The organism is Pseudomonas wenzhouensis, from assembly GCF_021029445.1.
GTDB lineage: Bacteria > Pseudomonadota > Gammaproteobacteria > Pseudomonadales > Pseudomonadaceae > Aquipseudomonas > Aquipseudomonas wenzhouensis.
On sequence record NZ_CP072610.1, the window covers coordinates 3,447,629 to 3,472,756 of the forward strand.

General features: G+C 63.0%; 26 protein-coding genes. 21 read left to right on the top strand and 5 right to left on the bottom strand.

The annotated features are described in order from the left end of the window. Nucleotides 1–86 precede the first annotated feature (86 nt). The 10 genes from J7655_RS15955 (at nucleotide 87) to J7655_RS16000 (ending at nucleotide 5,748) form a co-directional block, all read left to right on the top strand. Nucleotides 87–311 carry a helix-turn-helix transcriptional regulator gene (locus J7655_RS15955; RefSeq protein WP_230925275.1) on the top strand — a complete coding sequence of 75 codons (225 nt, stop codon included), beginning with the start codon at nucleotides 87–89 and terminating at the stop codon, nucleotides 309–311. Next, nucleotides 308–961 carry a KilA-N domain-containing protein gene (locus J7655_RS15960; RefSeq protein ID WP_230925276.1) on the top strand — a complete coding sequence of 218 codons (654 nt, stop codon included), beginning with the start codon at nucleotides 308–310 and terminating at the stop codon, nucleotides 959–961. The genes J7655_RS15955 and J7655_RS15960 overlap by 4 nt, the downstream gene beginning before the upstream one ends. Nucleotides 962–964: 3 nt before the next feature. Next, entirely contained in the window at nucleotides 965–1,267 is a 303-nt protein-coding gene (locus J7655_RS15965) for a helix-turn-helix domain-containing protein (protein WP_230925277.1), read from the top strand. Then, on the top strand, nucleotides 1,264–1,920 hold the full coding sequence (locus J7655_RS15970; protein WP_230925278.1) for a KilA-N domain-containing protein: 657 nt from the start codon (nucleotides 1,264–1,266) through the stop codon (nucleotides 1,918–1,920). The genes J7655_RS15965 and J7655_RS15970 overlap by 4 nt, the downstream gene beginning before the upstream one ends. Before the next feature lie 296 nt (nucleotides 1,921–2,216). Continuing rightward, complete coding sequence (locus J7655_RS15975) at nucleotides 2,217–2,378, top strand: hypothetical protein (RefSeq protein ID WP_230925279.1); 162 nt, start codon at nucleotides 2,217–2,219, stop codon at nucleotides 2,376–2,378. Further along, nucleotides 2,375–2,641: a hypothetical protein gene (locus J7655_RS15980; protein WP_230925280.1), complete on the top strand. Its 267-nt coding sequence runs from the start codon at nucleotides 2,375–2,377 to the stop codon at nucleotides 2,639–2,641. The genes J7655_RS15975 and J7655_RS15980 overlap by 4 nt, the downstream gene beginning before the upstream one ends. Beyond that, nucleotides 2,638–2,958 (top strand): hypothetical protein, encoded by a 321-nt coding sequence (locus J7655_RS15985; RefSeq protein WP_230925281.1) that lies wholly within the window; start codon nucleotides 2,638–2,640, stop codon nucleotides 2,956–2,958. The genes J7655_RS15980 and J7655_RS15985 overlap by 4 nt, the downstream gene beginning before the upstream one ends. Before the next feature lie 5 nt (nucleotides 2,959–2,963). Beyond that, nucleotides 2,964–3,104, top strand: coding sequence for a hypothetical protein (locus J7655_RS15990; RefSeq protein ID WP_230925282.1), 141 nt, complete (start codon nucleotides 2,964–2,966; stop codon nucleotides 3,102–3,104). Nucleotides 3,105–3,121: 17 nt separating this feature from the next. Further along, complete coding sequence (locus J7655_RS15995) at nucleotides 3,122–3,961, top strand: toprim domain-containing protein (RefSeq protein WP_230925283.1); 840 nt, start codon at nucleotides 3,122–3,124, stop codon at nucleotides 3,959–3,961. Beyond that, nucleotides 3,958–5,748 carry a DUF927 domain-containing protein gene (locus J7655_RS16000; RefSeq protein ID WP_230925284.1) on the top strand — a complete coding sequence of 597 codons (1,791 nt, stop codon included), beginning with the start codon at nucleotides 3,958–3,960 and terminating at the stop codon, nucleotides 5,746–5,748. The genes J7655_RS15995 and J7655_RS16000 overlap by 4 nt, the downstream gene beginning before the upstream one ends. A 1,007-nt stretch (nucleotides 5,749–6,755) precedes the next feature. Here the strand turns inward: J7655_RS16000 and J7655_RS16005 are convergent. After that, nucleotides 6,756–7,370 carry a hypothetical protein gene (locus J7655_RS16005; RefSeq protein ID WP_230925285.1) on the bottom strand — a complete coding sequence of 205 codons (615 nt, stop codon included), beginning with the start codon at nucleotides 7,368–7,370 and terminating at the stop codon, nucleotides 6,756–6,758. A 587-nt stretch (nucleotides 7,371–7,957) separates the two neighbouring features. On the opposite strand from J7655_RS16005, the gene J7655_RS16010 reads away from it, so the two are divergent. Together J7655_RS16010 and J7655_RS16015 are read left to right on the top strand one after the other, a co-directional pair. Next, a complete protein-coding gene (locus J7655_RS16010; protein WP_003459665.1) occupies nucleotides 7,958–8,170 on the top strand; it encodes a cold-shock protein in 213 nt (70 codons plus the stop codon). A 157-nt stretch (nucleotides 8,171–8,327) separates the two neighbouring features. Continuing rightward, a complete protein-coding gene (locus J7655_RS16015) occupies nucleotides 8,328–8,825 on the top strand; it encodes an RDD family protein (RefSeq protein ID WP_092377262.1) in 498 nt (165 codons plus the stop codon). 61 nt (nucleotides 8,826–8,886) lie between these two features. Here J7655_RS16015 and lptG read toward each other — a convergent pair whose 3' ends face one another. Both lptG and lptF read right to left on the bottom strand, forming a co-directional pair. Next, the gene (lptG, locus tag J7655_RS16020; protein WP_230925286.1) at nucleotides 8,887–9,951 is read right to left on the bottom strand and encodes an LPS export ABC transporter permease LptG; all 1,065 of its coding nucleotides are present in this window, start codon (nucleotides 9,949–9,951) and stop codon (nucleotides 8,887–8,889) included. After that, nucleotides 9,944–11,068 (bottom strand): LPS export ABC transporter permease LptF, encoded by a 1,125-nt coding sequence (lptF, locus tag J7655_RS16025; RefSeq protein WP_003459659.1) that lies wholly within the window; start codon nucleotides 11,066–11,068, stop codon nucleotides 9,944–9,946. The genes lptG and lptF overlap by 8 nt, the downstream gene beginning before the upstream one ends. A 143-nt stretch (nucleotides 11,069–11,211) precedes the next feature. Here lptF and J7655_RS16030 point away from each other — a divergent pair, with 143 nt between their 5' ends. From J7655_RS16030 to J7655_RS16065, 8 genes are all read left to right on the top strand, one after another. Further along, complete coding sequence (locus J7655_RS16030) at nucleotides 11,212–12,699, top strand: leucyl aminopeptidase (protein ID WP_230925287.1); 1,488 nt, start codon at nucleotides 11,212–11,214, stop codon at nucleotides 12,697–12,699. Between the two features lie 92 nt (nucleotides 12,700–12,791). Continuing rightward, complete coding sequence (locus J7655_RS16035) at nucleotides 12,792–13,211, top strand: DNA polymerase III subunit chi (protein ID WP_230925288.1); 420 nt, start codon at nucleotides 12,792–12,794, stop codon at nucleotides 13,209–13,211. 59 nt (nucleotides 13,212–13,270) lie between these two features. Next, nucleotides 13,271–13,693: a DNA polymerase III subunit chi gene (locus J7655_RS16040; protein ID WP_230925289.1), complete on the top strand. Its 423-nt coding sequence runs from the start codon at nucleotides 13,271–13,273 to the stop codon at nucleotides 13,691–13,693. Between the two features lie 190 nt (nucleotides 13,694–13,883). Next, the gene (locus J7655_RS16045; protein WP_230925290.1) at nucleotides 13,884–16,715 is read left to right on the top strand and encodes a valine--tRNA ligase; all 2,832 of its coding nucleotides are present in this window, start codon (nucleotides 13,884–13,886) and stop codon (nucleotides 16,713–16,715) included. Nucleotides 16,716–16,927: 212 nt separating this feature from the next. Next, on the top strand, nucleotides 16,928–18,358 hold the full coding sequence (gene nhaC / locus J7655_RS16050; protein WP_230925291.1) for a Na+/H+ antiporter NhaC: 1,431 nt from the start codon (nucleotides 16,928–16,930) through the stop codon (nucleotides 18,356–18,358). A 187-nt stretch (nucleotides 18,359–18,545) separates the two neighbouring features. After that, entirely contained in the window at nucleotides 18,546–19,922 is a 1,377-nt protein-coding gene (gene nhaD, locus J7655_RS16055) for a sodium:proton antiporter NhaD (RefSeq protein WP_230925292.1), read from the top strand. A gap of 36 nt (nucleotides 19,923–19,958) precedes the next feature. Continuing rightward, nucleotides 19,959–20,255, top strand: coding sequence for a winged helix-turn-helix domain-containing protein (locus J7655_RS16060; protein WP_147810679.1), 297 nt, complete (start codon nucleotides 19,959–19,961; stop codon nucleotides 20,253–20,255). Nucleotides 20,256–20,287: 32 nt separating this feature from the next. Further along, nucleotides 20,288–22,117: an SLC13 family permease gene (locus J7655_RS16065; protein WP_230925293.1), complete on the top strand. Its 1,830-nt coding sequence runs from the start codon at nucleotides 20,288–20,290 to the stop codon at nucleotides 22,115–22,117. Nucleotides 22,118–22,123: 6 nt separating this feature from the next. Here the strand turns inward: J7655_RS16065 and J7655_RS16070 are convergent, their stop codons facing one another. Next, nucleotides 22,124–22,594 carry a bacteriohemerythrin gene (locus J7655_RS16070; RefSeq protein WP_230925294.1) on the bottom strand — a complete coding sequence of 157 codons (471 nt, stop codon included), beginning with the start codon at nucleotides 22,592–22,594 and terminating at the stop codon, nucleotides 22,124–22,126. 208 nt (nucleotides 22,595–22,802) lie between these two features. Between J7655_RS16070 and rlmF the strand changes: the two genes are divergently transcribed. Continuing rightward, nucleotides 22,803–23,804, top strand: coding sequence for a 23S rRNA (adenine(1618)-N(6))-methyltransferase RlmF (gene rlmF / locus J7655_RS16075; RefSeq protein WP_230925295.1), 1,002 nt, complete (start codon nucleotides 22,803–22,805; stop codon nucleotides 23,802–23,804). A 25-nt stretch (nucleotides 23,805–23,829) separates the two neighbouring features. On the opposite strand, the gene J7655_RS16080 is transcribed toward rlmF, so the two are convergent. Next, entirely contained in the window at nucleotides 23,830–25,074 is a 1,245-nt protein-coding gene (locus J7655_RS16080) for an SLC13 family permease (RefSeq protein WP_230925296.1), read from the bottom strand. Nucleotides 25,075–25,128 lie beyond the last annotated feature (54 nt).

A 25,128-nucleotide genomic window follows, 5' to 3' on the forward strand; every position in this document is an offset into this window, starting at 1 on the left:
GCTCTTCCCATGCACTCCCAGTGACATACCTCTAGCTCACGAGCAGCACAAGCAAGCTCAACCTAATCGTGACTAGAGGATTTAAAATGCCTGCAATTACTAGCAGTGAAAACCTACCTCCCCGCCGCTTTATCAAGCTACCCAAGGTGAAGGATTACACCAGCCTTTCCACTTCCGAGATTTACCGCCGCATTGCCGCCGGCACCTTTCCCGCCCAAGTGAACCTTGGCCCCAAGTCTGTTGCCTGGATCGAAGCAGAGGTATTGGCCTGGTGTGATTCGCTGGCCTCACAGCGCGAGGTGGCAGCATGAGCAATCTAACTGTCCTGCATCACAAGCAGACGACTGTTGTTATTGACGCTGACGGCATGGTTAACGCCTCGCTGCTGGCTAAGCAGTTCGGCCGCAACCCCATCGAATACATCATGCTCGACGGCACCCAGCCGACCATTGCCCAGGTCGCAGAGTGCAACGGCAGCCCTATGCGCGAACAATGGCAAGACAGCCGAGTCCGCCAACGCTGCAAACCTGAATATCTGCGCGCCCTGCTCGCAGCCGGGATAACTCGCCACGTTGCAGGCACCCCTGGCGGCCATATGGCGGCGGCGCCAAACGCCGGGGGCAACGGCGTCTATAACCATGATGCAGGGCTGTGGGTCCATCCTGCACTGGCTGCTGGCCTGGCCCGTTGGCTTGAGTGCCGTGGTGATGACTGGAAGCCGAGCCCGTTGGCCGAGTTCGTCAAACAGGCCCTTGCCGGCCGTGAAATCGGGAAATCCAGCACATGCGATAGCACGGCGCCGAATAGTGCCGCGGGCACTTTCGCTGACACGGTGGACGCTCAAACCCTGGAGAACTTGCGGGCCATGGATCAGATCCTGATCGGCGGTGGCGTTTCCTTCAGTGAGCGGCGCCAAACCCTTCAGGCTCGCCTTGAGCAACAAGCGCGGCAGGAGGGCTAAACGATGAGCACAAAAAAGGCCGACCAACAGGCCAGCCCAAAGAAAACGCACGTAAATGATACCAGCGGCCATGCCCAGCGCGCCCGACTGTTAGCGCGCTTGCACCTCGGCCCGGTGGACACCATCACCGCCCGCGCCGAACTGAACATCATGATGCCCGCAGCCCGCGCGAAGGAACTACGCGAGCAGGGGCATCCTATCAAGACACACCGCATCACCATGACTGATGAGCAAGGCCGTACCCATCACGGCATAGCGCTGTACTACATCGGCGCACTTCTGGACGACTGCGAGGTGAGCCAATGAATGCGCGCATTATTCCCTTCGACTACGACGGCCAGGCTGTGCGCTTCAATGCTGACGGTTGGATCAATGCAACGGAAGCGGCGGCGCGGTTCGGTAAAGAACCTACGCAGTGGCTCAGGCTGCCCGACGCGACCCGCTACCTGGAGGCTCTGCAACGTACATATGGGGAAATCACATATGTAAAAACGAGTCGCGCCCGAAGTGATCGCGGTGGCGGAACCTGGCTGCACCCGAAGCTGGCGGTGAAGTTTGCCCGCTGGCTATCCGTGGACTTTGAAATCTGGTGTGACACGCAGGTGGACGCCCTGTTGCGCGGCGAGCCGAAGCCTTGGGCCAGCGCCAGGCGTGAGGCTGCAATCGGCTACCGCGCAATGTGCGACGCCTTGGCGCTCAACTGTGAAGCGCAGGGCAAGACGCCCCAGCGGCACCACTTCATCAACGAAGCACGATTGATTAACGAGGTCATCACCGGGGCTTTCACTGGCCGCAACCGTGACCAGTTGAACGCCGCCGAGCTTGAGCTTGTGACCCTGGCCGAGCTGCGCGACACGGTGTTAATCGGCCAAGGCATGGCCTACGCCGAACGAAAGTCCAACCTGCTGCGCTATGTGCATGAGTTGCAGGGCAAGCACCTACGGAGGCTGGCCGCATGAATACCGCACGCACCTTCCCGACCATTGCCAAGCTGGCGCATCGGCGTTATCGTGCGACCGTCGCTGCAAATTCAGTGACCGGGTTTGGCGACCCGAACTATCCAAGGCGCACAAGCGCCGCACCGCAGACAGCTGGCGCTTTTTTTGTGCCCGCAGTCCGTTATGGCGGCTGTGCGTGGGAGACCGAAAGGTCTGCCGGTTCCCTTGGATGCCGGTTCGCCAACCCGCGTACAGCTGCCACCCATAATCGTTTGGCGACGGTTCGTGGCAGCTCCACAATCCAAGGAGCACCACCCATGCAAACCACCCGCAATCCGTCCGCATCACACGCAGCCGCCTGGAAGGCCCGCGCCCTGGCCGCCCTGCGCGCCGACTGTTCCCTGTCCGTCCGCCTGGCTCGCTACAACGCAGCCATGGCCAAGGCCCGCACCCTGGAAGCTGTAGGAGGTGCGCAATGAGCGTTCAAATCGAAACACTGATTAGCCGACTCCAAGCCGAGCGAGCCCATGCCTCGCAAGTCTGGACGATCCTTAACGAACTGCGCATTCAAGGCCATCTCCCAGAGTGGGCCAAAGCGCTGGACGCCGGCACCATGCGCCAGGCCGATGATATGGGGCGCGCTCAGAAAGCAGTAAACGCCGCACTGCTGGAGCTGGTGCCCGGCTTGGCGCAGGTAACGGGCACCGCCCGCCCCACCGAAGCCCAAGGGGGTGCGCAATGAGCCGTCACGCTTTGTCACGCAGCGTCACCCGTGGTCACGTCGTCACCGTCTGCCAACCCAGCGATGGACGCCGCCGCGAACTGCCACCGCTGACCATCGGCGGGCTGGCGCTTGAGCTGGCCGGCATGATCCGCGACGCACTGCCCGCCGCCCTGGTCTGCATCGTGCGCGTTGATCTGCGTCCGACCGAGCGCGAGCAGGCCGAGCAGCAAACACACGCCATCAAGCGCCAGGTGATCGAGGCGCGAGAAGCCGAGCAGCCCGGCCACGCTTTCCTGGCCGCCACCGGCTTCTGGCCAACCGCCCAGCAGGAGTAACCACCATGCATACAAAAAACGGCGCCCATGCGCCGATGGGTTCGGCTTGCCTGAAAAAAGCCCGCGCCCTGTTGCTGGCGCTGCAACCGGCTGGCGCCGACCTGGTGCTACTGACCGGACTGGAGGTGCTGCTATGGACGGTGTAATCGCATTCCGTGATGCCATGCAAAGCACGTTCGGACTGCTTGATTGGCTGCCCATTGCCGACGGCAGCATTCAACGCTTCCACGTTCCGGACGACAAGGCCGGCACCCTTAACGGCTGGTATGTGCTGTACTTGGATGGCATCGTCTCCGGTGCGTTCGGCAGTTGGAAGGCCGGCAGCGCACACACCTGGTGTAGCCGTGAGCCAGTGGACGCCAGAGAGGCCGAGCAGGTGCGCCAGCGCATCGAGCAGGCACGCCGCCAGCGCCAAGTCGAGCAGCACCAGCGCCAGCAGGCCGCCGCTGAATATGCCAACCGCCTGTGGCGCGACGCCCGTCGCGCCGATCCTGCACACCCGTATCTGATCCGTAAAGGGCTGCGCACCCAGGGCCTACGCCAGCGCGGGGACGCCCTGCTGGTGCCGTTGGTGCGAAATGGCGTGTTGGCCAACCTTCAACGCATCTACCTGGACGGCAGTAAGCGCTTCCTGAGTGGCGGGATAGTCATCGGGTGCTATTCGCCACTGGGCGTTATTACACCGGGTGCGCCGCTATACGTCTGCGAGGGCTGGGCTACCGGCGCGACGATCCACGCCGACACCGGGGCCGCTGTGGCCTGTGCAATGAATGCCGGCAACCTCAAACCGACAGCGCTGGCGCTGCGGGCGAAGCACCCGCACGCCTCGATCATCATCGCGGGTGACGACGACCGCCAGACCGAGGGCAACCCGGGGCGTACCGCGGCCAATGCAGCCGCCGTGGCAGTGGGCGGGCTGGTGGTCTTCCCTCTGTGGCCAGCCGATGCGCCAAACAACCTGACCGACTTCAACGACCTCGCCAATTGGAGGGCAGCCCAATGAGCGCCGCCGAACCGACCTTATCCCTGGTGCCTTCGCCCACTTCGCCAACCATCACGCCCGAGCGGCCATGTTGGGGCGTGTATGAACACTGGGTAACAAATGAGGTGGGCCGCAAGCTACGCCCAGGCGTTTACTGGCACGGCTTCAAGCGCGCCGCGGTGGGCGACGACGATAGCGAAGAAACCGCCCGGCCTATCACTGACGACTGGCTGGCCACGCCCGTGATCGTGACCGCGCGCACCACCAATAGCGACGACGGCAGCGAGGGCCGGTTACTGCGCCTGCTGACCAACAGCGGTGCCAAGGAGTGGATCATTCCAATGGAGGTGTTTGGCGGCAGTGGTGAAGACGCCCGGCGTGCACTGTTCGGCATGGGGGCCATCATCGCCCCACGCAAGCGCGGTTTGTTTATGGAGTACCTACTGGAGCAGCGCCCCGCACAAACCATTATCACCACGGCGCGGCCAGGCTGGCACGCCTCGGGCGCGTTCGTGCTACCCCAGCGCACCATAGGTAGCGACACCGTGCGTTATCAGGCCGGCGCACGCAGCCTCAACCTGTACAGCACCAGCGGCACGCTTGAGCAATGGCAAACCGAGGTGGCCGCCAAGTGCGCGGGCAATCCGGTACTGACCTTGGCCATTGGCTGCGCACTGGCCGGGCCGCTGCTGAGCCTGGTCGGGGTGGTCGGCGGCGGCGTACACCTAGTGGGCGATAGCTCCAGCGGTAAGTCCCTGGCGCAGCTGGTGGGCTCATCGGTGTGGGGTGATCCCGGTGTGTTTGCTGCCAGCTGGGATATGAGCAAGGGCGGGCTTGAGATTGAAGCGGCCAGCCGTAATGACACCATCCTGCCGCTGGACGAAATCAAACGTGCTGACCCCAAGCAGGTGCAGGCCATGGCCTACTCCCTCGCCAACGGCCAGGGCAAAGGCACCATGACCCGCGAGCGCGAGGGCCGGCCTAAGCTGACGTGGCGGCTGCTGGCGCTGTCCAGTGGTGAGCGTTCGCTGTCTGAGCACGCTGCTATATCCGGCAACGCCGCCCATGCTGGTGCTGAGCTGCGCATGGTGGACGTGAACGCCGGCACTCGCACACACCGCGCCTTTGACCAACTGCACGGCCTGGAGGGTGCCGACTTTCACCGCCTGCTGACCGTGGCCGTCGCTCACCAGCACGGCCACTTAGGCCCGGCCTTTGTTGAGCGACTGCTAGCTGCTGACGATCTGCCCGGCCTGCTGCAAGACTTCGCCCAGGTGCGCGGTCAGTTCGTGGAAGACAACGCCCAAGCCGGGCGCGTGGCGGATCGCTTCGCCGTGATTGCCCTGGCTGGGGAAATGGCGATTGCATACGGCCTGCTGCCATGGCCCCAGGGTAGCGCCCTGGCTGATTGCCAGTTGCTGTATGGCGAGTGGCTGAGCCGAGTCGGCAGCGGCAATGCCGAGGATCGCCAGATACTGGCCGGCATTCTCGACTTTATCGACAGGCACGGCAGTAGCCGATTCTCTGACGTGGAAGAGCCGACACCAGACGCCAAGGTTTTTAATCGCGCCGGCTGGTGGGAATTGATTGGCACCAAGCGGCTGTATCTGTTCAACAGACCGGCGCTAGTGGAAGCGGCGCACGGGTATGGCTTGAGCCGGGTGGTCAAAGCGCTTGAGGTCGCTGGAGCAATCGCCGGGCGCGACACCGACCGCAAAACCAAGAACTACCGACTACCCGGGGGCGGTCAATCGCGGCTGTATGTGATAGACCCGACGGCGATAGAAACCGAGGGTGGCGGGGTATGAAGGCACACAAAGCAGCCCCGACCCAGCAAACACAATTACACAGGAACCTAAAACCACTGGCAACAGTGGCAACACCGGCAACGGCCTTGCGGGGCGGGGCTTTCAGCCGTTGCCGGTTAATAAAAGAAGTGGCAACAGGTGGCAACACAAACTCGATTCTGAATATAAGAGCCTGCCACTACTGCGCACTTTGGTTATCACTGTTGCCGGTAAAAAAGCACTGGCAACAAAAACGAGGGTTTGGCAACGCCTGGAAGGCCCGTTCTAGAGCGGTTGTTGCCACTGTTGCCACTGTTGCCGGTGTTTTTGAAACCAGACGCACATGTGTATGTGTGTTTTCACGGTGCGAGGCTACGCGATGAGCCTGCTTTCTGGACTGTTTACCGAACTGGAGAAAGTGCCCGCGCCACGTTTTGTAGTGAGTGAAAGCGTGGCACGCGGCATGGCCAAGACCAGCAGCCAGCAATCCCACCCACAGACTGTGGCGCACCTGGAGCAGCACCAGCAACCGAGAACCGAGCGCGCGCCAGCGCTTAGAAACCAACACGGCGTGCCAGGATCAACACTCACAACACGCCGGAGTGAGACTGAGCCGCACGACGACGAACCGCAGCACTTCATTCAAACCGCCGTCACGGCCTCACCTGAATGGCTGGCTACGCGTGACGCCTTCTATCACCACCTGATGCCGTGCCGTGCGTGCCATGCGCCTGTGGGGCGGTACTGCCCTGCTGGTGCTGAGTTGCGCCAGCGGTATGACCTCACGCCCATGGTGTAGCGACGGGAAAACCGAAGTGGCCGCACTGAATTGGAAACGCTGTTAACACCTAAGGAAACACCCCTTACGCGCGGGGACTGTTAACTGGTACGAGGTAAGTACGAGGGCATACGCGAGGCAAGCGGGTATTACCGTGCGGGCATCACACGTTTCCAAACGAGAGGTTTCCACCATAGTTTCCAGCAAATCGCCCGCTTCTCGCAGCTCTACGCGGCATTGCGCTTAGCGCTTAGCGCTCCGGCGTAACCTCTTCCACCAGAAAGCCTTCAAGGTCATAACCTTTTTCTGTCAGCCGCATATTGAGGCGCAGGTCATCACAGAAGATTGTCAGCTGTCCGCCGCAGCCTGGATGCTCGAGGCCGATAGGTTCAGGCACTGGCTCTGGATCGTAGTACCTGGCCTCATGCGGTGGCAGCTGTAGGCAATCATCAGACCCGCAGCTCAGGCAGCGCCCCCGGCTGACTCTTGAGGACAACGCTTCGCGCGCCAACTGATATTCAGCGAGCGCCTCCGCTGCTGATTCGACTTCGCCCTCCAATATCATCTGCCTGGTGCTTTTGTTAGCCGAGAACTGCCACCAACGCTTTCGGGGTGAGTCAATGGCAAGCACTTCGCTAAGTTCGGCCCGATAGGCCTCCAGCTTTCGTTGGCGTTCCAGCTCGCCAGCAGCATCAGGTAGGACTTCAATCACTCCAAGGTCAGCACATGCATGGCACCAGCCAATGGCGACACGCATGCGCACCTTGGCCTCTCCATGCAGGTAATACCTGTAGCCCCAGGTGCCGGCGTCCCAGCGGCTAAGATCGCACGCGGTACATCCGTAGGTAACGACTGGCATCGACATAACTGGTCATCCTTGAGCGAGTGAGTACGCGGCTGAGAGGTTGCGGCATTAACAAGGCTATGGTCAACACGACTGGCACCGGCTGGCCGAACGACGGTGGTGCCTTTTCTTACGCCCCAAAATTCATGTTTTAGGTGGGCACAAAACAAATAGTGAGTAGATTTGTGAGTAGATCGAAAACCGCACAGACCTTAAACCCAGCAAATACGTGGCCTGCAGCGCTAGATTCGAGTCTCCCCCGGGCACCACGATACAAGAAGCCCGTAAGACATTGGTCTTACGGGCTTTTTCGTTTGCGTCCGAGCAACCCGGACGCCGCTCCAGGACAGGTTACTGCCACACCGGCATTGCGCCCGGACAGCCCCCGCAAAACCTGGCCGGCGACCTTGCCGGCGGGGGTTGGCATTTGCGCAAAACTTAGCGTAGAGTGAAGCCACTGTTTGCATGGGTCGCTGTGAATCGTGACTCTGGTGCAGCAGATCATCAAGATCCGCTACATCCCGCTCGACTTCTATTACTCCTTGCAACCAGTCTCAGCCCTCTATTATGTGGAGGCTGTCATCAACTCTAGTTTCAAGGAAAAAGACATGTCGAATCGTCAGAACGGTACCGTCAAGTGGTTTAACGACGAGAAAGGTTTTGGTTTTATCACTCCCGAAAGCGGTCCGGATCTGTTCGTGCACTTCCGCGCGATCGAAGGTAATGGCTTCAAGAGCCTGAAAGAAGGCCAGAAAGTCAGCTTCGTAGCTGTGCAAGGTCAAAAAGGTATGCAGGCTGACCAGGTTCAAGTCCTGGGCTAATCGCCGCCGCCTTGAAAAACCCCTGATAACTGTCAGGGGTTTTTTTTGCCTGTCTTTCCCGTAGCAGCGCCAGGTTACAGATAGCCCGCGCACATCTTTATGCCGACAGAGAAGTCGCGGTTAGAATGGCGCGCACTTTCGTCTAAGCGAGCCCATCATGCCGAAACACCAGTTACGCCCGCAGGGTGACTTTCCCACTGCAGGGCCGATTCGTCGCCTGGCGGCCCTCTTCTACGATTCTCTGCTCTGCGTGGCATTGATCATGGTGGTCACCCTGATCTATCAGCAGGGCATTTTGCGCCTGATCCACGGCGGCGATAGGCTGATGGCCATGTCCGAAGCCGGCGCACTGGATAATGACCCGCTGCTTGCCAGCCTAGTGCTGCTGTCACTGTTCGCCTTCTTCGCCAAGTTCTGGACGCACAATGGCCAGACGCTGGGCATGCAGGCCTGGGGATTGCGCATTCAGAACGCCGACGGCAGTGCCATCGACCTGTGGCAGGCTCTGCTGCGCTTTGTGGTCGCCATCGGCTCCTGGCTGTTTGCCGGCCTGGGTTTTCTCTGGCTGCTGTGGGACAAGCAGGGGCGCACCTGGCACGATATCTATTCCGACAGTCGTGTGGTGCAACTGCCGAAGAATATTCACAAGAAGTAGTGGCGCAGATGCAAAAAAGCCGGTTCATCGAACCGGCTTTTTCATGCCCACGACAATCTGCTCAACCGGCACGCCGCAGCAGCCACACCCCGGCCAGCGCACAGATGCCGGCCGGTACCAGCACCGCCAGCAGCGGCGAGAAACCAAATACCAGGCTCGATGGGCCGAGCAGGTCCTGGGCAATACGGAAGATGAAGCCCACCAGCACCCCCGTGAACACACGCTGCCCCAGGGTCACCGAGCGCAGCGGGCCGAAGATGAAGGAAATCGCCATCAATACCAGCGCGCCGGTTACCAGTGGCTGCAGCACCTTGGTCCAAAATGCCAGCCAGTAGCGCGCGTTATTCAACCCCTGCTCGCCCAGATAATGGATGTACTGCCACAGTCCGGTGACCGACAGCGCCTCGGGCTCCATCACGACAGTGCCGAGCAGTTCCGGATTGAGCTCGATATCCCAGCGCTCCCCAGGCTGGTTGATCACCTCGGAGCGATCCTCATGCAGCACGGTGGTCTGCACATTGCGCAGCATCCAGTGGCTGTCCCGGTATTCGGCACGACGGGCAAAGCTGGCCGAGAGCAGGCGACGCTCGTCATCGAAGCGATAACGCGTCACCCCCAACAGGATGCCATTGGGTTGCACGGCGTTGATATGCACGTACTCCTGGCCCTGGCGATGCCACATGCCACGCTTGGAGCTTTGCGCCGCGCCACCGCCCTGGGCCAACGCGCGATCCGCCTGGGCCTGATTCTCGGTCAGCGGCGCGACGTATTCGCCGATCAGAATACCGGCCAGCATCAGCACCAGCATGGGTTTCATCACCGCCCAGACGATACGCCCGATGGAGACACCGGCGGCGCGCATGATGGTCAGCTCACTGTTGCTGGCCAGCGTACCGAGGCCGATCAGGCAACCGATCAGCGCCGCCATCGGCAGCATTTCATAGGCGCGACGCGGCGCCGTCAGCAGCACGTACCAGAGCACCTGACCCAGGCCATAGTCGCCCTTGTTGAGGTCGCTGAGCTCGTCGATGAAGGCGAACAGCAATGCCAGCCCGAGAATGATCCCCAGTACCGCCAGAATGGCGAAGAACACCTGTGTGCCGATGTAGCGATCCAACTTAGCCATGAGCCACCTCCGCCACCGACGCACGACGAGTGGCCCACCACAGACTCAGACGCTCCCAGTACAACAACAGCATGCCGACGGCGAAGAAGATGCCATGCACCCACCATAAGCCCAGGGCCGGCGGCAGCCTGCCCTTGTCCAGCGCACCACGGGCGGCGATCAGCAGGCCGAGGTAGGCCATGTAGAGGAAAATTGCCGGCAGCAGCTTGAGAAAGCGCCCCTGACGCGGATTGACTTTCGACAGCGGCACCGCCAGCAAGGTGACGATAAAGACCAGCAGCGGCAGCGACAGGCGCCATTGCAGTTCAGCCTGCAGGCGTGGATCGTCGCTACCGAACAACTCGCGAGTCGGTGTGGCCTCGCGCTCACTGGCTTCGACGGCGACTTCAGGCTTGGGCAGCAACACGCCATAGGTGTCGTACTGGATGGCGCGGTAATCCGCCTCGCCCGGCTCACCATCATAGCGATAGCCGTTTTCCAGAATCAGATAACGACTGCCATCCGCCTGAATTTCCTGACGACCACTTTCGGCGACCAGCACGGTGATACCGCGCTCGGAACGACCATCGGCGGCGAAGCGCTTCTCCGACATGAACACGCCGCGCAGCTCGCTACGATCCGCTGACAGCTCCTGCGAATAGGTCACCCGCGAGCCATCCTTGAGCGACTGAAAGCGCCCCGGCACCAGGGTATCGAGCTCGGTCAGGGCATCCTGCTCATTGAGGATGCGCGCCACGCTGGCCACGCCTTGCGGCGCCAGGCCCATGCTCAGCCAGGCGACCAACAGGGCGACGACCAGCGCCGGTGCCATGCTGTAAACAGTCAGGCGCTGCTGGCTGACGCCAGTGGCCGACAGCACGGTCATTTCGCTGTCCAGGTAGAGGCGCCCGTAAGCCAGCAGAAAACCGAGGAACAGGCCCAGCGGCAGGATCAGTTGCAGAAAGCCGGGAATCCGGTAACCCATGATCAGAAACAGTACGCCCGGGTCGAGTACGCCCTGCGCGGCCTGGGCCAGATACTTGATGAAACGACCGCTCATGATGATCACCAGCAGCACGGCACTCACCGCACTGAGGGTCACCAGCACTTCGCGGGACAGATAACGGAAGACGATCAAACCGGACGCTCCAGGGTTGTCAGGCTCAGGCGCGAGCGCTCACACTAGCCGCACCTACTTGCCGGCCCACCGCAGGGTGGACCCTCGAAAAATGGCGGCCATTATCCGTCAAACCCGACTCTTTGTCTTGGGGACAGCTCACTATGGAATTCCTCGTCAAAAGCACTCGTGCGGAAACCCTGAAAACCGCGACCCTGGTCGTTGCCATCGGCGAAGGTCGCAAGCTCGGCGACACCGCCAAGGCCGTCGACCAGGCCAGCAATGGCGCGCTCAGCGCTGTGCTCAAGCGCGGTGACATCGCCGGCAAGCCGGGCCAGACCCTGCTGCTGCACAGCCTGCCGGGGCTCAAGGCCGAGCGTGTGCTGCTGGTGGGCTGCGGCAAAGGTGATCTATCCGACCGCCAACTGCGCAAGTTGGTTGCAAGCGTGCATGGCGTGCTCAAAGGCCTGGGCGGCAGCGATGCCCTGCTCGCCCTGGGTGAACTCAAGGTCAAGGGCCGCGACACCTACGGCAAGACTCGTCTGATCATCGAAACCCTGGCCGACGGCAGCTACCTGTTCGAGCAGTTCAAGAGCCAGAAAGCCGACCCACGTGCCCTGAAGAAGATCACCCTGGTCATCGACAAGGCCGAGCTGGCCGATGCCGAACGCGGCCTGCAGCATGCCCGCGCCATCGCCGCGGGCGTCGCCTTCACCAAGGACCTGGGCAACCTGCCGCCCAACCTCTGCCACCCCAGCTACCTGGCCGAGGAGGCCAAGACCCTGGGCAAGGCCTACAAGAACCTCAAGGTCGAGATCCTCGACGAGAAGAAGCTCAAGGAACTCGGCGCCGGCGCCTTCCTCGCCGTCGCTCAGGGCAGCGAGCAGCCGCCACGGATGATCGTCATGCACTATCAGGGCGGCAAGAAGGACGACAAACCCTTCGCCCTGGTCGGCAAGGGCATCACCTTCGACACCGGCGGCATCAGCATCAAGCCGGCCGCCGGCATGGACGAGATGAAGTACGACATGTGCGGCGCCGCCAGCGTGCTCGGCACCCTCAAGGCCGTGCTCGAGCTGCAACTGCCGATCAACCTGGTGTGCCTGCTGGCCTGCGCCGAGAACATGCCCAGCGGCCGCGCCACCCGCCCCGGCGACATCGTCACCACCATGAGCGGGCAGACCGTGGAGATTCTCAACACCGACGCCGAAGGCCGTCTGGTGCTGTGCGACACCCTGACCTACGCCGAGCGCTTCAAACCGCAGGCGGTGATCGACATTGCCACCCTCACCGGCGCCTGCATCGTCGCCCTGGGCAGCAACGTCTCCGGCCTGATGGGCAACAACGACGCGCTGATCAAGCAGATTCTCAAGGCTGGCGAAAGCGCCGACGACCGCGCCTGGCAACTGCCGCTGTACGACGAGTACCAGGAGCAGTTGGACAGCCCCTTCGCCGACATCGCCAACATCGGCGGGCCGAAGGCCGGCACCATCACCGCGGGTTGCTTCCTGTCACGCTTTGCCAAGAACTTCCACTGGGCGCACCTGGATATCGCCGGCACCGCCTGGATCAGCGGCGGCAAGGACAAAGGCGGCACGGGTCGACCGGTGCCGCTGCTGACCCAGTACCTGCTGGATCGCGCCAAGGCCTGATGCGCCCGTAGCCCGGATGCAATCCGGGGACACCCACCTGTCCCGGATTGCATCCGGGCTACACCTGCCCTTTTCACCGTCGAAAGCCCGCCATGCCCAAAATCGAGTTCTACGTTCTCTCCTCCAGCGACGCCACAGGCCGCCTGCGCGCGGCCTGCCAACTGGCGCTCAAGGCCTGGAGCGCAGGCCTGCCGGTATTCTTGCGCGGCAGTGACGAAGCGCAGTGCGGCGAACTCGATGAGATGCTCTGGCGCTTCAAGGCCGAACGCTTCGTGCCACACGACCTGCACCGCGATGCGCCGCTGTCGCCCGTGGCGCTGGGTATCGACGAAGCGCCAAGCCGCGAACAGGGCGTGCTGATCAACCTCGGCAGCAGCCTGTCGCCGCATGTCGAGCGCTTTTCCCGCATCATCGAGATCGTCAATCAGCAGCCCGAGTTGCTGAGCGCCTGTCGCGAGAATTTCCGCACCTACCGCCAGCGCGGGTATGATCCGCAGCGCGTCGAACTTTAGTGGCCGTCGGCGCTCACACTTCAGGCTACTTCTGCCCTTTTCTCGCTGCGCCGATAACCATGGACACCCCCAAGCCGCCACAAAAGCCCACTCAGTTGCTGCACGACCTGGAGTCGATACGCGAGCTGCTGGGTGATGGCAGCACTGAGCCGCCACTGCTGATCGACTCGCTCGACCCGGACAGCATCCCCGTGCTGTCCGATATCGTCAGCGCGCCGCCCGGCCCGCCGCCGCCCTTTCATGCCACGCCGACGCCCAAACCAACGCCAGCCCCGCAGCCAGCGCCAAGCACGCTGCGCGAGCGCATCGAACCGCGCCTGCATGACAGCGCCCGCGATCTGCAGCATGTGCATGGCGAGTTGCGCGCCGCTGCCCAGTTGATCCTGCAGGACGTGATTGACGACTTCGTGCCGCAGATCGAGGCTGAACTCAAGCGCCGCCTGGAAGCCCGCCTGCCGCGTCTGCTGCCGCCGCGCAAGTAAGCCCCTGCCCTGTAGGAGCCCCGCCCCGGGGCGAAGCCTTTGATCTTTGGCTGCCAGACATTCGCCCCGAGGCGGGGCTCCTACAAAAATGAACGCTGGTCTGCCCTGCCGCGCAGGGCTTATGGCTTGGCGCTCAGAAGCGGTATACTTGTCGGCTTTTCCGATCAGCCGTCAAAGGGTCCCGCCGCGCATGGACAAGACCTACCAGCCGCACGCCATTGAAACCGCCCTGTACCAGAACTGGGAAACCAAGGGCTATTTCGCCCCGCAAGGCTCGGGCGAGCCCTACACCATCATGATCCCGCCGCCGAACGTCACCGGCAGCTTGCATATGGGCCACGGCTTCAACAACTCGATCATGGACTGCCTGATCCGCTTCCGCCGCATGCAGGGCCGCAATACGCTGTGGCAGCCAGGCACCGACCACGCGGGTATCGCCACGCAGATGGTGGTCGAGCGTCAGTTGGCCGCCGACGGCATCGGTCGCCACGACCTGGGCCGCGAGAAATTCCTGGAGAAGGTCTGGGAGTGGAAGGAACAGTCCGGTGGCACCATCACCCGGCAGATCCGTCGCCTGGGCAGCTCGGTGGACTGGTCGCGCGAGCGCTTCACCATGGACGAAGGTTTGTCCGAAGCGGTCAAGGAAGCCTTCGTCCGCCTGCATGAAGACGGCCTGATCTATCGCGGCAAGCGCCTGGTCAACTGGGACACCAAGTTCCACACCGCCATCTCTGACCTGGAAGTGGAAAACCACGACGAGAAAGGCTCGCTGTGGAACCTGCGCTACCCGCTGGCCGACGGCAAGAAGACCGCCGAGGGCCTGGACTACCTGATCGTCGCCACCACCCGCCCGGAAACCATGCTCGGCGACAGCGCCGTGGCCGTGCACCCGGAAGACGAGCGCTACAAGGCACTGATCGGCAGCTTCGTCGAGCTGCCGCTGCTGGGCCGCCGTATCCCGATCATCGCCGATGACTACTGCGACCCCGAGTTCGGCACCGGCTGCGTGAAGATCACCCCGGCGCACGACTTCAACGACTACGAAGTGGGCAAGCGCCACAACCTGCCGCTGATCAACATCTTCGACAAGAACGCCGCCGTGCTGGCTCAGGCCCAGGTATTCAACCTCGATGGCAGCGTCAACGAGCAGGTCGAAGCCAACATTCCGGCGCAGTTCGCCGGGCTGGATCGCTTCGAGGCGCGCAAGCAGATCGTCGCCGCCTTCGACGCCGCCGGCCTGCTGGAGAAGATCGAAGACCACGCGCTGAAAGTGCCGAAGGGCGACCGTTCAGGCACCGTGATCGAGCCGTGGCTGACCGACCAATGGTACGTCTCCACCAAGCCGCTGGCCGAAAAGGCCATCGCCGTGGTCGAGAGTGGCGAAATCCAGTTCGTGCCCAAGCAGTACGAGAACATGTACTTCAGCTGGATGCGTGACATTCAGGACTGGTGCATCAGCCGTCAGCTATGGTGGGGCCACCGCATTCCGGCCTGGTACGACGACGCCGGCAACGTCTACGTCGGCCGCGACGAAGCGGAAGTGCGCGCCAAGCACAACCTCGAAGGCGTCGCCCTGCGCCAGGACGAAGACGTGCTCGACACCTGGTTCAGCTCCGGCCTGTGGACCTTCTCCACCCTCGGCTGGCCGCAGCAGACGGACTTCCTCAAGACCTTCCACCCCACCGACGTACTGGTCACCGGCTTCGACATCATCTTCTTCTGGGTCGCCCGGATGATCATGCTGTCGACTCACCTGACCGGGCAAATCCCGTTCAAGACCGTCTATGTGCACGGCCTGGTACGCGACGGCCAGGGGCAGAAGATGTCCAAGTCCAAGGGCAACGTGCTCGACCCGCTGGATATCGTCGACGGTATCGATCTGGAATCGCTGCTGGCCAAGCGCACCAGCGGCATGATGCAGCCCAAGCTGGCCGAGAAGATCGCCAAGCAGACCCGCGCCGAGTTCCCCGACGGCATCGCCGCCTACGGCACCGACGCCCTGCGCTTCACCAACCTGGCGCTGGCCTCCACCGGCCGCGACATCAAGTTCGACATGGGCCGCGTCGAGGGTTACCGCAACTTCTGCAACAAGCTGTGGAACGCCGCCAACTTCGTCATCGAGAACACCGATGACAAGGACACCGGTATCAAGGGCGAAGCCGTCGAGCTGTCGCCGGTAGACCGCTGGATCATCTCCGCCCTGCAGCGCACCGAGGCTGACGTCACCCGCCACCTCGACGCCTTCCGCTTCGACCTGGCGGCGCAAACCCTGTACGAGTTCATCTGGGACGAATACTGCGCCTGGTACCTGGAGCTGGTGAAACCCGTTCTGTGGGACGAAAACGCGCCGATCGAACGCCAGCGCGGCACCCGCCGCACCCTGGTGCGCGTGCTGGAAGTGATCCTGCGCCTGGCCCACCCGTTCATGCCGTTCATCACCGAAGAAATCTGGCAGCGCATCAAGGCCCAGGCTGGCGTGCAGGGTGAAACCCTGATGCTGCAACCCTGGCCGGTGGCCAACGAGAGCCGCATCGACGCCGCCGCCGAAGGTGACATCGAGTGGGTCAAGCAATTGATGCTCGGCGTACGGCAGATCCGTGGCGAGATGAAGATCTCCATGGCCAAGCGCATCGACATCATCGTTGCCAACGCTTCGGCCGAAGACCTGCGCCGCCTGGCCGACTTCGAGCCGCTGCTGAGCAAGCTGGCCAAACTCGAATCCGTGCGCGTACTGGCAGCCGGTGAAGAAGCGCCGATGTCCGCCACCACCCTGGTCGGCGAGATGGAAGTGCTGGTACCGATGGCCGGGCTGATCGACAAGGGCGCCGAACTGGCGCGCCTGGACAAGGAAGTTGCCCGCCTCGAAGGCGAGGTCAAGCGTGTTGGCGGCAAGCTGGCCAACGAAGGCTTCGTCGCCAAGGCGCCGGCCGAAGTGCTGGAGAAGGAGCGCGCCAAGCTGGCCGAGGCCGAACAAGCCCTGGCCAAGATGGTCGAGCAGCGCGGCAAGATCGCCGCACTCTAAGCACCGCGCGACACCCACAGGCCCGCGCCCTAACCGGCGCGGGTTTGCTTTTTGTGGGGCCCCGCCCGTAGGGTGGGCTTCAGCCCACCATGGGTACTTCGGCTGAGCGACCTGGCAAGCTTGCACAACCCGCCCGATAACACCCCCGACCTGTTTATGAAGAACGCCACCCCGGCTTCTGCCCCTTGTTTGATCGATCCCCCGGAACACCCATGACCGCCCGCGCCCCTTCCCTGCTCGACGCCTTGCTGCCTATTGGCGTGCTCGTCGTACTGCTCAGTCTCTCCGTTTACCTGTTCGGTGACGCCTCCTCCAGCGGCCCGAACCAGATCGCCCTGATGAGCGCCGCCTTCGTCGCCGGCCTGGTCGGCCTGAAGAATGGCCTGCGCTGGACCGAGATCGAGGAAGGCATCCTCGCCGGCATCCATATGGCGATGAAGGCCAACCTGATCCTGCTGGCGGTCGGTGCGCTGATCGGCACCTGGATTCTCGCCGGCACGGTGCCGACCATGATCTGGCTGGGCCTGAAGCTGATCAGCGCCGAGTACTTCTACCTCACCAGTTGCCTGATCTGCGCGCTCACCGCACTGTCCATCGGCAGCTCGTGGACGGTGGCCGGCACCCTCGGCATCGGCCTAATGGGCGTGGCGGCCGGGTTGGGCCTGGACCCGGCGATCACCGCCGGCGCGATCATTTCCGGCGCCTACTTCGGCGACAAGCTGTCGCCATTGTCGGACACCACCAACCTGGCCCCGGCCGCTGCCGGCGCCGATCTGTTCGCGCATATCCGCAACATGCTGCGCACCACCGTACCGGCGTTGCTGATCGCCCTGGTGATCTTCTTCGCCCTCGGCCAGCAGGCCAGCGCCGAACATGACACCAGCCGCATCGTCGAGGTGCTGGGCGCGCTGGAGGCACAGTTCAACCTCGGCTGGCACCTGCTGCTACCGGTAGCCTTCCTGCTGCTGCTCGCCGTGCGCCAGTGGGCGGCCTTCCCCGCGGTATTTCTCGCCGCCCTGCTCGGCGCGGTATTCGCCATCGTGTTCCAGCCCGACGTGATGAGCCGCCTGGCCGATCCGGCGGCCGGCGCACTGGCGCCACTGAAAACGGTATGGACTGCGCTGTTCGCCGGTTATGAATCGGCCAGCGGCAACGCCGAACTCGACGGCCTGCTGTCCAAGGGCGGCATGGCCAGCATGCTCACCACCGTCTGGCTGATCATCTGCGCCATGTGCTTCGGCGGCGTGCTGGAGCGCCTCGGCCTGCTGCAACGCCTGCTGCAAAGCGCCCTGCGCCTGGTGCGCAGCAACAGCGGCCTGGTCGCCAGCACCATCACCACCACCATCGGCACCAACATCATCACCGCCGACCAGTACATCGCCCTGGTGCTGCCGGGGCGCATGTACCGTGCCGAATACGAGAAGCGCGGGCTGGCACCGACCAGCCTGTCTCGCGCGCTGGAAGACGGCGGCACCCTGACCTCGGTGCTGGTACCGTGGAACACCTGCGGCGCCTACATGGCCGCGACTCTCGGCGTGGCTACGCTAAGCTACCTGCCGTACTGCTTCTTCAACCTGATCATGCCGGTTATGGCCATCGCCCTCGCCTATCTGCTGCCGCCCAAACCCCAGACTGCCGTTTGATTTCGCAGCCGTTCGGGCCGGCCAGCGCAGCGGCCCGAACGCCTCATTAAGTAGCAAAACACTCATCTCTTTGCCCTTTTCGCTATAAAAACCCTCCCTTTTTCCAATTGTTTCAGGCATCTTCACCCGCCTGGCAGCAGCCCTCCGGCACGTCCCAACTAATAAAAATCAGAGCGGAACTCCGAACATGTATGCGTTGATGGCACTCGTCTTCGTCCTCGGCTACCTGTGCATTGCACTCGAGCACCCGTTAAAGATCGACAAGGCAGCCTCCGCCCTGCTCACGGCCGTTATCGCCTGGACCCTGCTGGTTCTCGGCGCAGACAGCATCCTGCCTCTGCTCGGCACCGGTACGGCTGGCGCCAGCACCAACACCCATCATGTGGTCGAGGAACTGCGCCATCATCTCGGCGAGATTTCCGAGATCCTGTTCTTTCTCATGGGCGCGATGACCATCGTCGAGCTGATCGATGCCCACGAAGGTTTCAAGGTCATCACCGACCGCATCCGTACCCACAAACGCGTGCATCTGCTGTGGCTGGTGGGGTTGATCACCTTCTTCCTGTCCTCCGCGCTGGACAACCTGGCCACCACCATCGTGATGATCTCGCTGCTGCGCAAGCTGATCGCCGATATGCACGAGCGCTGGTTCTACGCCGGCATCGTGGTGATCGCCGCCAACGCCGGCGGTGCCTGGTCGCCGATTGGTGACGTCACCACCACCATGCTGTGGATTGGTAACCAGGTCACGGCCACCGGCATCATCTCCAAGCTGTTCCTGCCCAGCCTGGTCTGCCTGCTGGTGCCGCTGCTGATCATGAGCTTCCGTCTCAAGGGTGAAGTGGCTGAACCACGCATCAAGGAAAGCGCCGAGAGCCGTCGCGATCCGACCACATCCTTCGAACGTAACCTTGTGTTCTGCCTGGGCCTCGGTGCGCTGATCTTCGTGCCGGTGTTCAAGACCATCACTCATCTGCCGCCGTACATGGGCATCCTCTTCGGCCTCAGCCTGCTGTGGATCACCACCGAGATCATCCACCGCAGCAAGAACAGCGAAGACAAGGACCCGCTGTCGGTAGTGGGCGTATTGCGCCGTATCGACATCACCAGCGTGCTGTTCTTCCTCGGTATCCTGCTGGCGGTTTCCGCGCTGTCCAGCGCCGGGCACCTGATCCAGGTGGCGACCCTGCTCAAGGACAGCCTGGGTAACGTCTACAGCATCGCTATCTCCATCGGCATGCTGTCGGCCGTGGTGGACAACGTGCCGATGGTCGCCGGTGCCATGAAGATGTACCCGCTGATCAGCCCGGAAACCCTGGCCACGGCTGCGGCAGAAGAGCTGCCCTGGCTGCGCAACTTCGTGGTCGACGGCAACTTCTGGGAAATGCTCGCCTACTGCGCCGGTACCGGTGGTAGCTGCCTGATCATCGGTTCGGCCGCTGGCGTGGCCGCCATGGGCATGGAGAAGATCAACTTCATCTGGTACCTGAAGAAGATCAGCGGCCTGGCCTTCATCGGTTACCTGGCCGGTGCCGTCACCTATATGCTGATGTTCGCCGCCTGACACGCGGCGGCCCTCGGCTCAGAGAAGGAAGTTGCCATGCAGACGAGCAAGACCCGCACCAGCTTCTACCGTCGCCTCTACGTGGCCTGGCTGATCGACAGCGGCCAGGCCGTCAGCGTGCCGGCGCTGATGGACGCCACCGGCATGCCTCGGCGCACCGCGCAGGACACCCTCACCGCCCTGGCCGAACTGGACATCGACTGCCAGTTCGAACAAAACGCAGGCGAGCGTAACAATGCCGGCCACTACCGGATTCGCGACTGGGGGCCAATCGACCCACGCTGGATCGCCGCGAACCTGCAACAGATCAAGACCACACTGGGTTATCCCTGAAATAATCGCTCCCATACTGACTGGGAAGTACGATGAATCCTGACCTGCTCTGGGTGCTGGGCCTGCTGGCCGGTGCCGTCACCCTCTTCGTCATCGGCAAGCCACGCATGGACGTGGTCGCCCTGCTGGTGCTGGTCGCCCTGCCGCTGACCGGCGTACTCGACCTGCAGCAGACCCTGGCCGGTTTCAGCGACGCCAACGTCATCCTGATTGCCGCGCTGTTCGTCATCGGCGACGGCCTGGTGCGCACCGGCATCGCCTACCGCCTGGGCGACTGGCTGGTGGCCAAGGCTGGTAGCAGCGAGACGCGCCTGCTGATTCTGCTGATGCTGGCGGTGGCCGGCCTGGGCTCGGTGATGAGCTCCACCGGTGTAGTGGCGATCTTCATCCCCGTGGTGCTCGGTGTAGCTGCGCGCCTGCGCATCGCCCCGGCGCGACTGATGATGCCACTGGCCTTCGCCGGCCTGATCAGCGGCATGCTGACGCTGGTCGCCACACCACCAAACCTGGTGGTGCATGCCGAACTGCGCCGCGCCGGGCTGGATGGTTTTGGCTTTTTTGATCTCACGCCCATTGGCCTGGCGGTGCTGGTGCTCGGCATCGGCTACATGCTGATCGCCCGGCGTTGGCTGGTGCGCAAGCACGCGGGTGAAGGGGGCGAGCCGCCACGCCTGACCCTGGCCGATCTGGCCAAGCGCTATCGCCTGAGCGAGCGCGAGCGGCGCCTGCAGGTACGCGCCGACTCGCCTCTGGCCAATCAGGTGCTCAACGAGCTGCAACTGCGTCGTGATCATGGCATCAACGTCATCGCCATCGAACGCCGCCAGCGCCTGCGCACCCTGTTGCTGATGGCCAGCGGCAATACCCTGCTGGAACCGGGCGACGTGCTGTTGGTGGATATCGCCAGTCCCGCCATCGGCCTGCTCGGCAGCTACCAGGTGCTAGGCCTCGAGCCCATGCCGCTGCCGCATTCGTATTTCAGCCTGCACGCCCATGAACTGGGCATTGCCGAAGTGGCGCTGCCGCCGGAGTCGCAACTGCCGGGCAAGACCATTCAGGAACTGGGCTTTCGCTCGCGGCACAAACTCAACGTGGTCGGCCTGCGCCGCCAGGGCCAGGCGCTGGAGGGCGTGCTGGTGGACGAGAAGCTCAAAGCCTCCGATACCCTGCTGGTGGCCGGATCCTGGCGCGACATTCACCGCCTGCAAGGGCTGAGCCGCGATTTCCTGGTACTCAGCCTACCGGCGGAAGTGGCCGAAGTGGCGCCCGCCGCGCGCAAGGCGCCCTACGCCCTGCTGAGCCTGGCGGTGATGGTCGTGCTGATGGTTTCCGGCCTGGTGCCCAACGTACAGGCCGCACTGATTGCCTGCCTGCTGATGGGCGCCTTTCGCTGCATCGACCTGGACAGCGCCTACCGCGCCATTCACTGGCCGACGCTGATTCTTATCGTCGGCATGCTGCCTTTCGCCCAGGCATTGCAGCAGACCGGCGGCGTCGAGCTGGCCGTACAGGGCCTGGTGGGTGGCCTGGGCGAAGCCGGGCCGCATCTGATACTCGCCAGCCTGTTCGTGCTGACCGCCGTGATTGGCCTGTTCATCTCCAACACCGCCACGGCGGTGCTGATGGCGCCGGTGGCCATCGCCACCGCGCAGGCACTGGGCGCCTCGCCGCTGCCTTTCGCCATGACCGTCGCACTGGCTGCCTCGGCGGCGTTCATGACGCCGATCTCCTCGCCAGTGAATACCCTGGTGCTCGGCCCCGGCCAGTACCGCTTCGGCGACTTCGTGCGGGTCGGTGTGCCCTTTACCCTGCTGGTGATGATCGTCAGCGTGGTGCTGGTGCCACTGATCTTTCCACTCTGAGAACATTCACGCCGCACCGCGGAAAAAACGCCGCCCGGCGCGACGCAGCCACCCACCTTCGGAGACGTCGGCACTCAGTCGACGCAGGTTATCGTTAACGGCGTCGACATAGTTGCGGTCGTCGCTGCGGATATGGCTGAACAGCCAGCGTCCCAGCAAGCCCTTGAGCTCGTCGGTAATATCCTCGCCGGCGGTGAAATGCTGGCGATAGTCCTCCACACGCTTGATAAACAGCGCATGCACCCGTTTGTGCGCCTTGGTGAAAACATAACCGGCCTCTTCGAGCATCGCCTCCTCGAAGGCGAAGTGCGAGACGGTATAGTCGATCAGCTCGTCGATTACCGCAGCCACCTTCGCCTTGCTGGCGGTGCGCTGGGCATCGTCCAACTGATTGATCATGGCGACAATGCGCTTGTGCTGATCGTCGATTACCGCGATACCGGTATCGAGGTCGTCGCTCCACCCCAGGTATGCCATGGTGCCTCCTTGCTGCTGATCGAAGAGGCGCGAAGTCTAAGGCCGCCAGCAAGTCTCCGATTGACCTGGATCAATACAAAGCCAGCTGCTTTATGGCCACTTGCCAGCTTTCATTAACGGCAGCACAGGCCGCTCCCGCACTGCCATGGGTTACGGGTTGCAAGCAAAGCATGAGAAAATCCGCGCCCACATCGCCAGATGCTCGCTCATGTCCCAGCCACCGAAACGCCCGCGCAAACCTGCCCCTGCCGCTGTAAAGACTGCACCGAGCAAGGGCCAGTTGCACCCGCGTAACCGTCACCAGGGGCATTACGATTTTCCCGCGCTGATCAAGGCCAGCCCCGAGCTGGGCCAGTTCGTGATCACCAATCCCTACGGCAAGCCCAGCATCGACTTCGCCAACCCGGCGGCGGTCAAGGTGTTCAACCGCGCGCTGCTGGCGCAGTACTACGGCATCCGCCACTGGGACATTCCCGACGGCTACCTGTGCCCGCCGATTCCCGGTCGCGCCGACTATTTGCACAACCTCGCCGATCTGCTGGCGACCGACAATGACGGGCAAATACCTCGCGGCGCCAGGGTACACGCGCTGGATATCGGCGTCGGGGCCAACTGCATCTACCCGCTGATCGGCCATTGCGAGTACGCCTGGCACTTTATCGGCGCCGATATCGCCCCGGCCGCGCTGGCCTCGGCGCGGGCCATCGTCACCGCCAACCCGCAACTGGCCAGCAGCATCGAACTGCGCCAGCAGGCCAATGCCGAGCATATCTTCCTCGGCCTGCTGGGCAGCGAGGAGCGTATCGACCTGACCCTGTGCAACCCGCCCTTCCACGCCAGCGCCGACGAGGCCAGCAGCGGCAGCACGCGCAAATGGCGCAACCTCGGCAAGCTCGACCCCAAACGCAAGCTGCCGGTACTCAACTTCGGCGGGCAGGCGGCCGAACTGTGGTGCCCAGGTGGCGAGGCTGCCTTTCTCAAGCGCATGGCTAGCGAGAGCGCGCAGGTCGCCGAGCAGGTGCTGTGGTTCAGCAGCCTGGTATCGAAAGGCGGTAACGTCGAACTGCTGCAAGGCTGGCTGGCCAGGGCCGGTGCGGTCGAGGTACGCATCCTCGGCATGTCCCAGGGTCAGAAGCAGAGCCGCCTGGTGGCCTGGACGTTCAAGGACGGACAAGCCCGCAGTGCCTGGCGCGACAGCCGCTGGTGCTGAGACCTAATGGTGCGCACTGATCGCCCTACCAGGGCAACCAGCCCCCAGACACCAGCCAAAGCCCGGCCACGGCCATGCTCAGCAGCGTCACCGGCACGCCGCTGCGCGCATAGTCGACAAAGCCGATGCGCACGCCCTGGCGCTTCGCCCCTTCAGCGACGATCAGGTTGACCACGCTGCCAATCAGCAGCAGGTTGCCGGCCAGGGTCGACATCACCGCCAGGCCGATCAGCAATTCAGGCGACAACTGCGGCATCAACCCCAGCAGCAACACCACGAACGGTACGTTGCCGATCAGGTTGCCCGCCACCAGCGAAGAAGTCGCAAGCGATATCACCCCCTGCGGCAACAAGCCGTGATCGGCCATCCAGGCGGCCCCCTGCGCCATTTGCGGCAACTGCAAGGCGGCACCGCTGACCAGAAACAGCCCGACGAACAGCAGCAGCAGATTCCAGTCCACCTTGCTCACGTAATCGCGGCTGTCTACCCGGCGCGACACCATCACCAGCACCGCGATCAGCAATGCCGACAATTCACGCGGCAGCGCCGTGGCGAACAGCGCCAGCAGCGCCACGCTGGCCAGCAGCGGCTTGAGGTAACTGCGCGCACCATGGATCAGCTCGACCGGCGTATCGTCCGCCGTCAGTGGCATGGCCACGCCCCAGCGCTGCCGCCACTGCAGCCAGATCACCGCATAAACGATGGCCATCGCCGTCAGCGCTGGCGGCCCGGCCACGGCCACATAACCCCAGAAATCCAGACCGCCGGCCTGACCGATAAGGATGTTCTGCGGATTGCCGATCAGGCTGGCGGCCGAGCCAGCATTACAGGACAACGCCAACGCCAGGAGAAATGGCCGAGGCTCCAGCCCACGCAAATGCAGGCTGCGACACAGCAGCGGAGTCAGGGCGAAGGCAACGATATCGTTGACCAGCACCGCCGACAGCACACCGCCCAGCAACACCACACCCAGCAGCAACAGCGCCGGACGCTCGGCATGCTCGGTCAGGTAGCGGTTGAGCCAGGCATACACCCCGGAAAAGTCGAACTGCGCGGAAATCAGCATCAGCGCCAGCAGCAGCAACAGCGCGCCAGGGTCGAGATGATGGGCCGCATCCTGCATGCTCAGCGCGCCGCTGACCAACAGCAATACGGCGGCGCAACAGGCGATCCAGCTGCGGTCGATGCGCAGGCCGCGAATGCCGCCAGCCGCCATGCCCAGGTAGGTGAGAACGAACAGGCTGATCGTCAGCCAGGCAGCGAAGGTCATGCGTTATGGACCCGAAAGATGCACGGAAGAAGCGGCGGACTCTAGCGATACCGA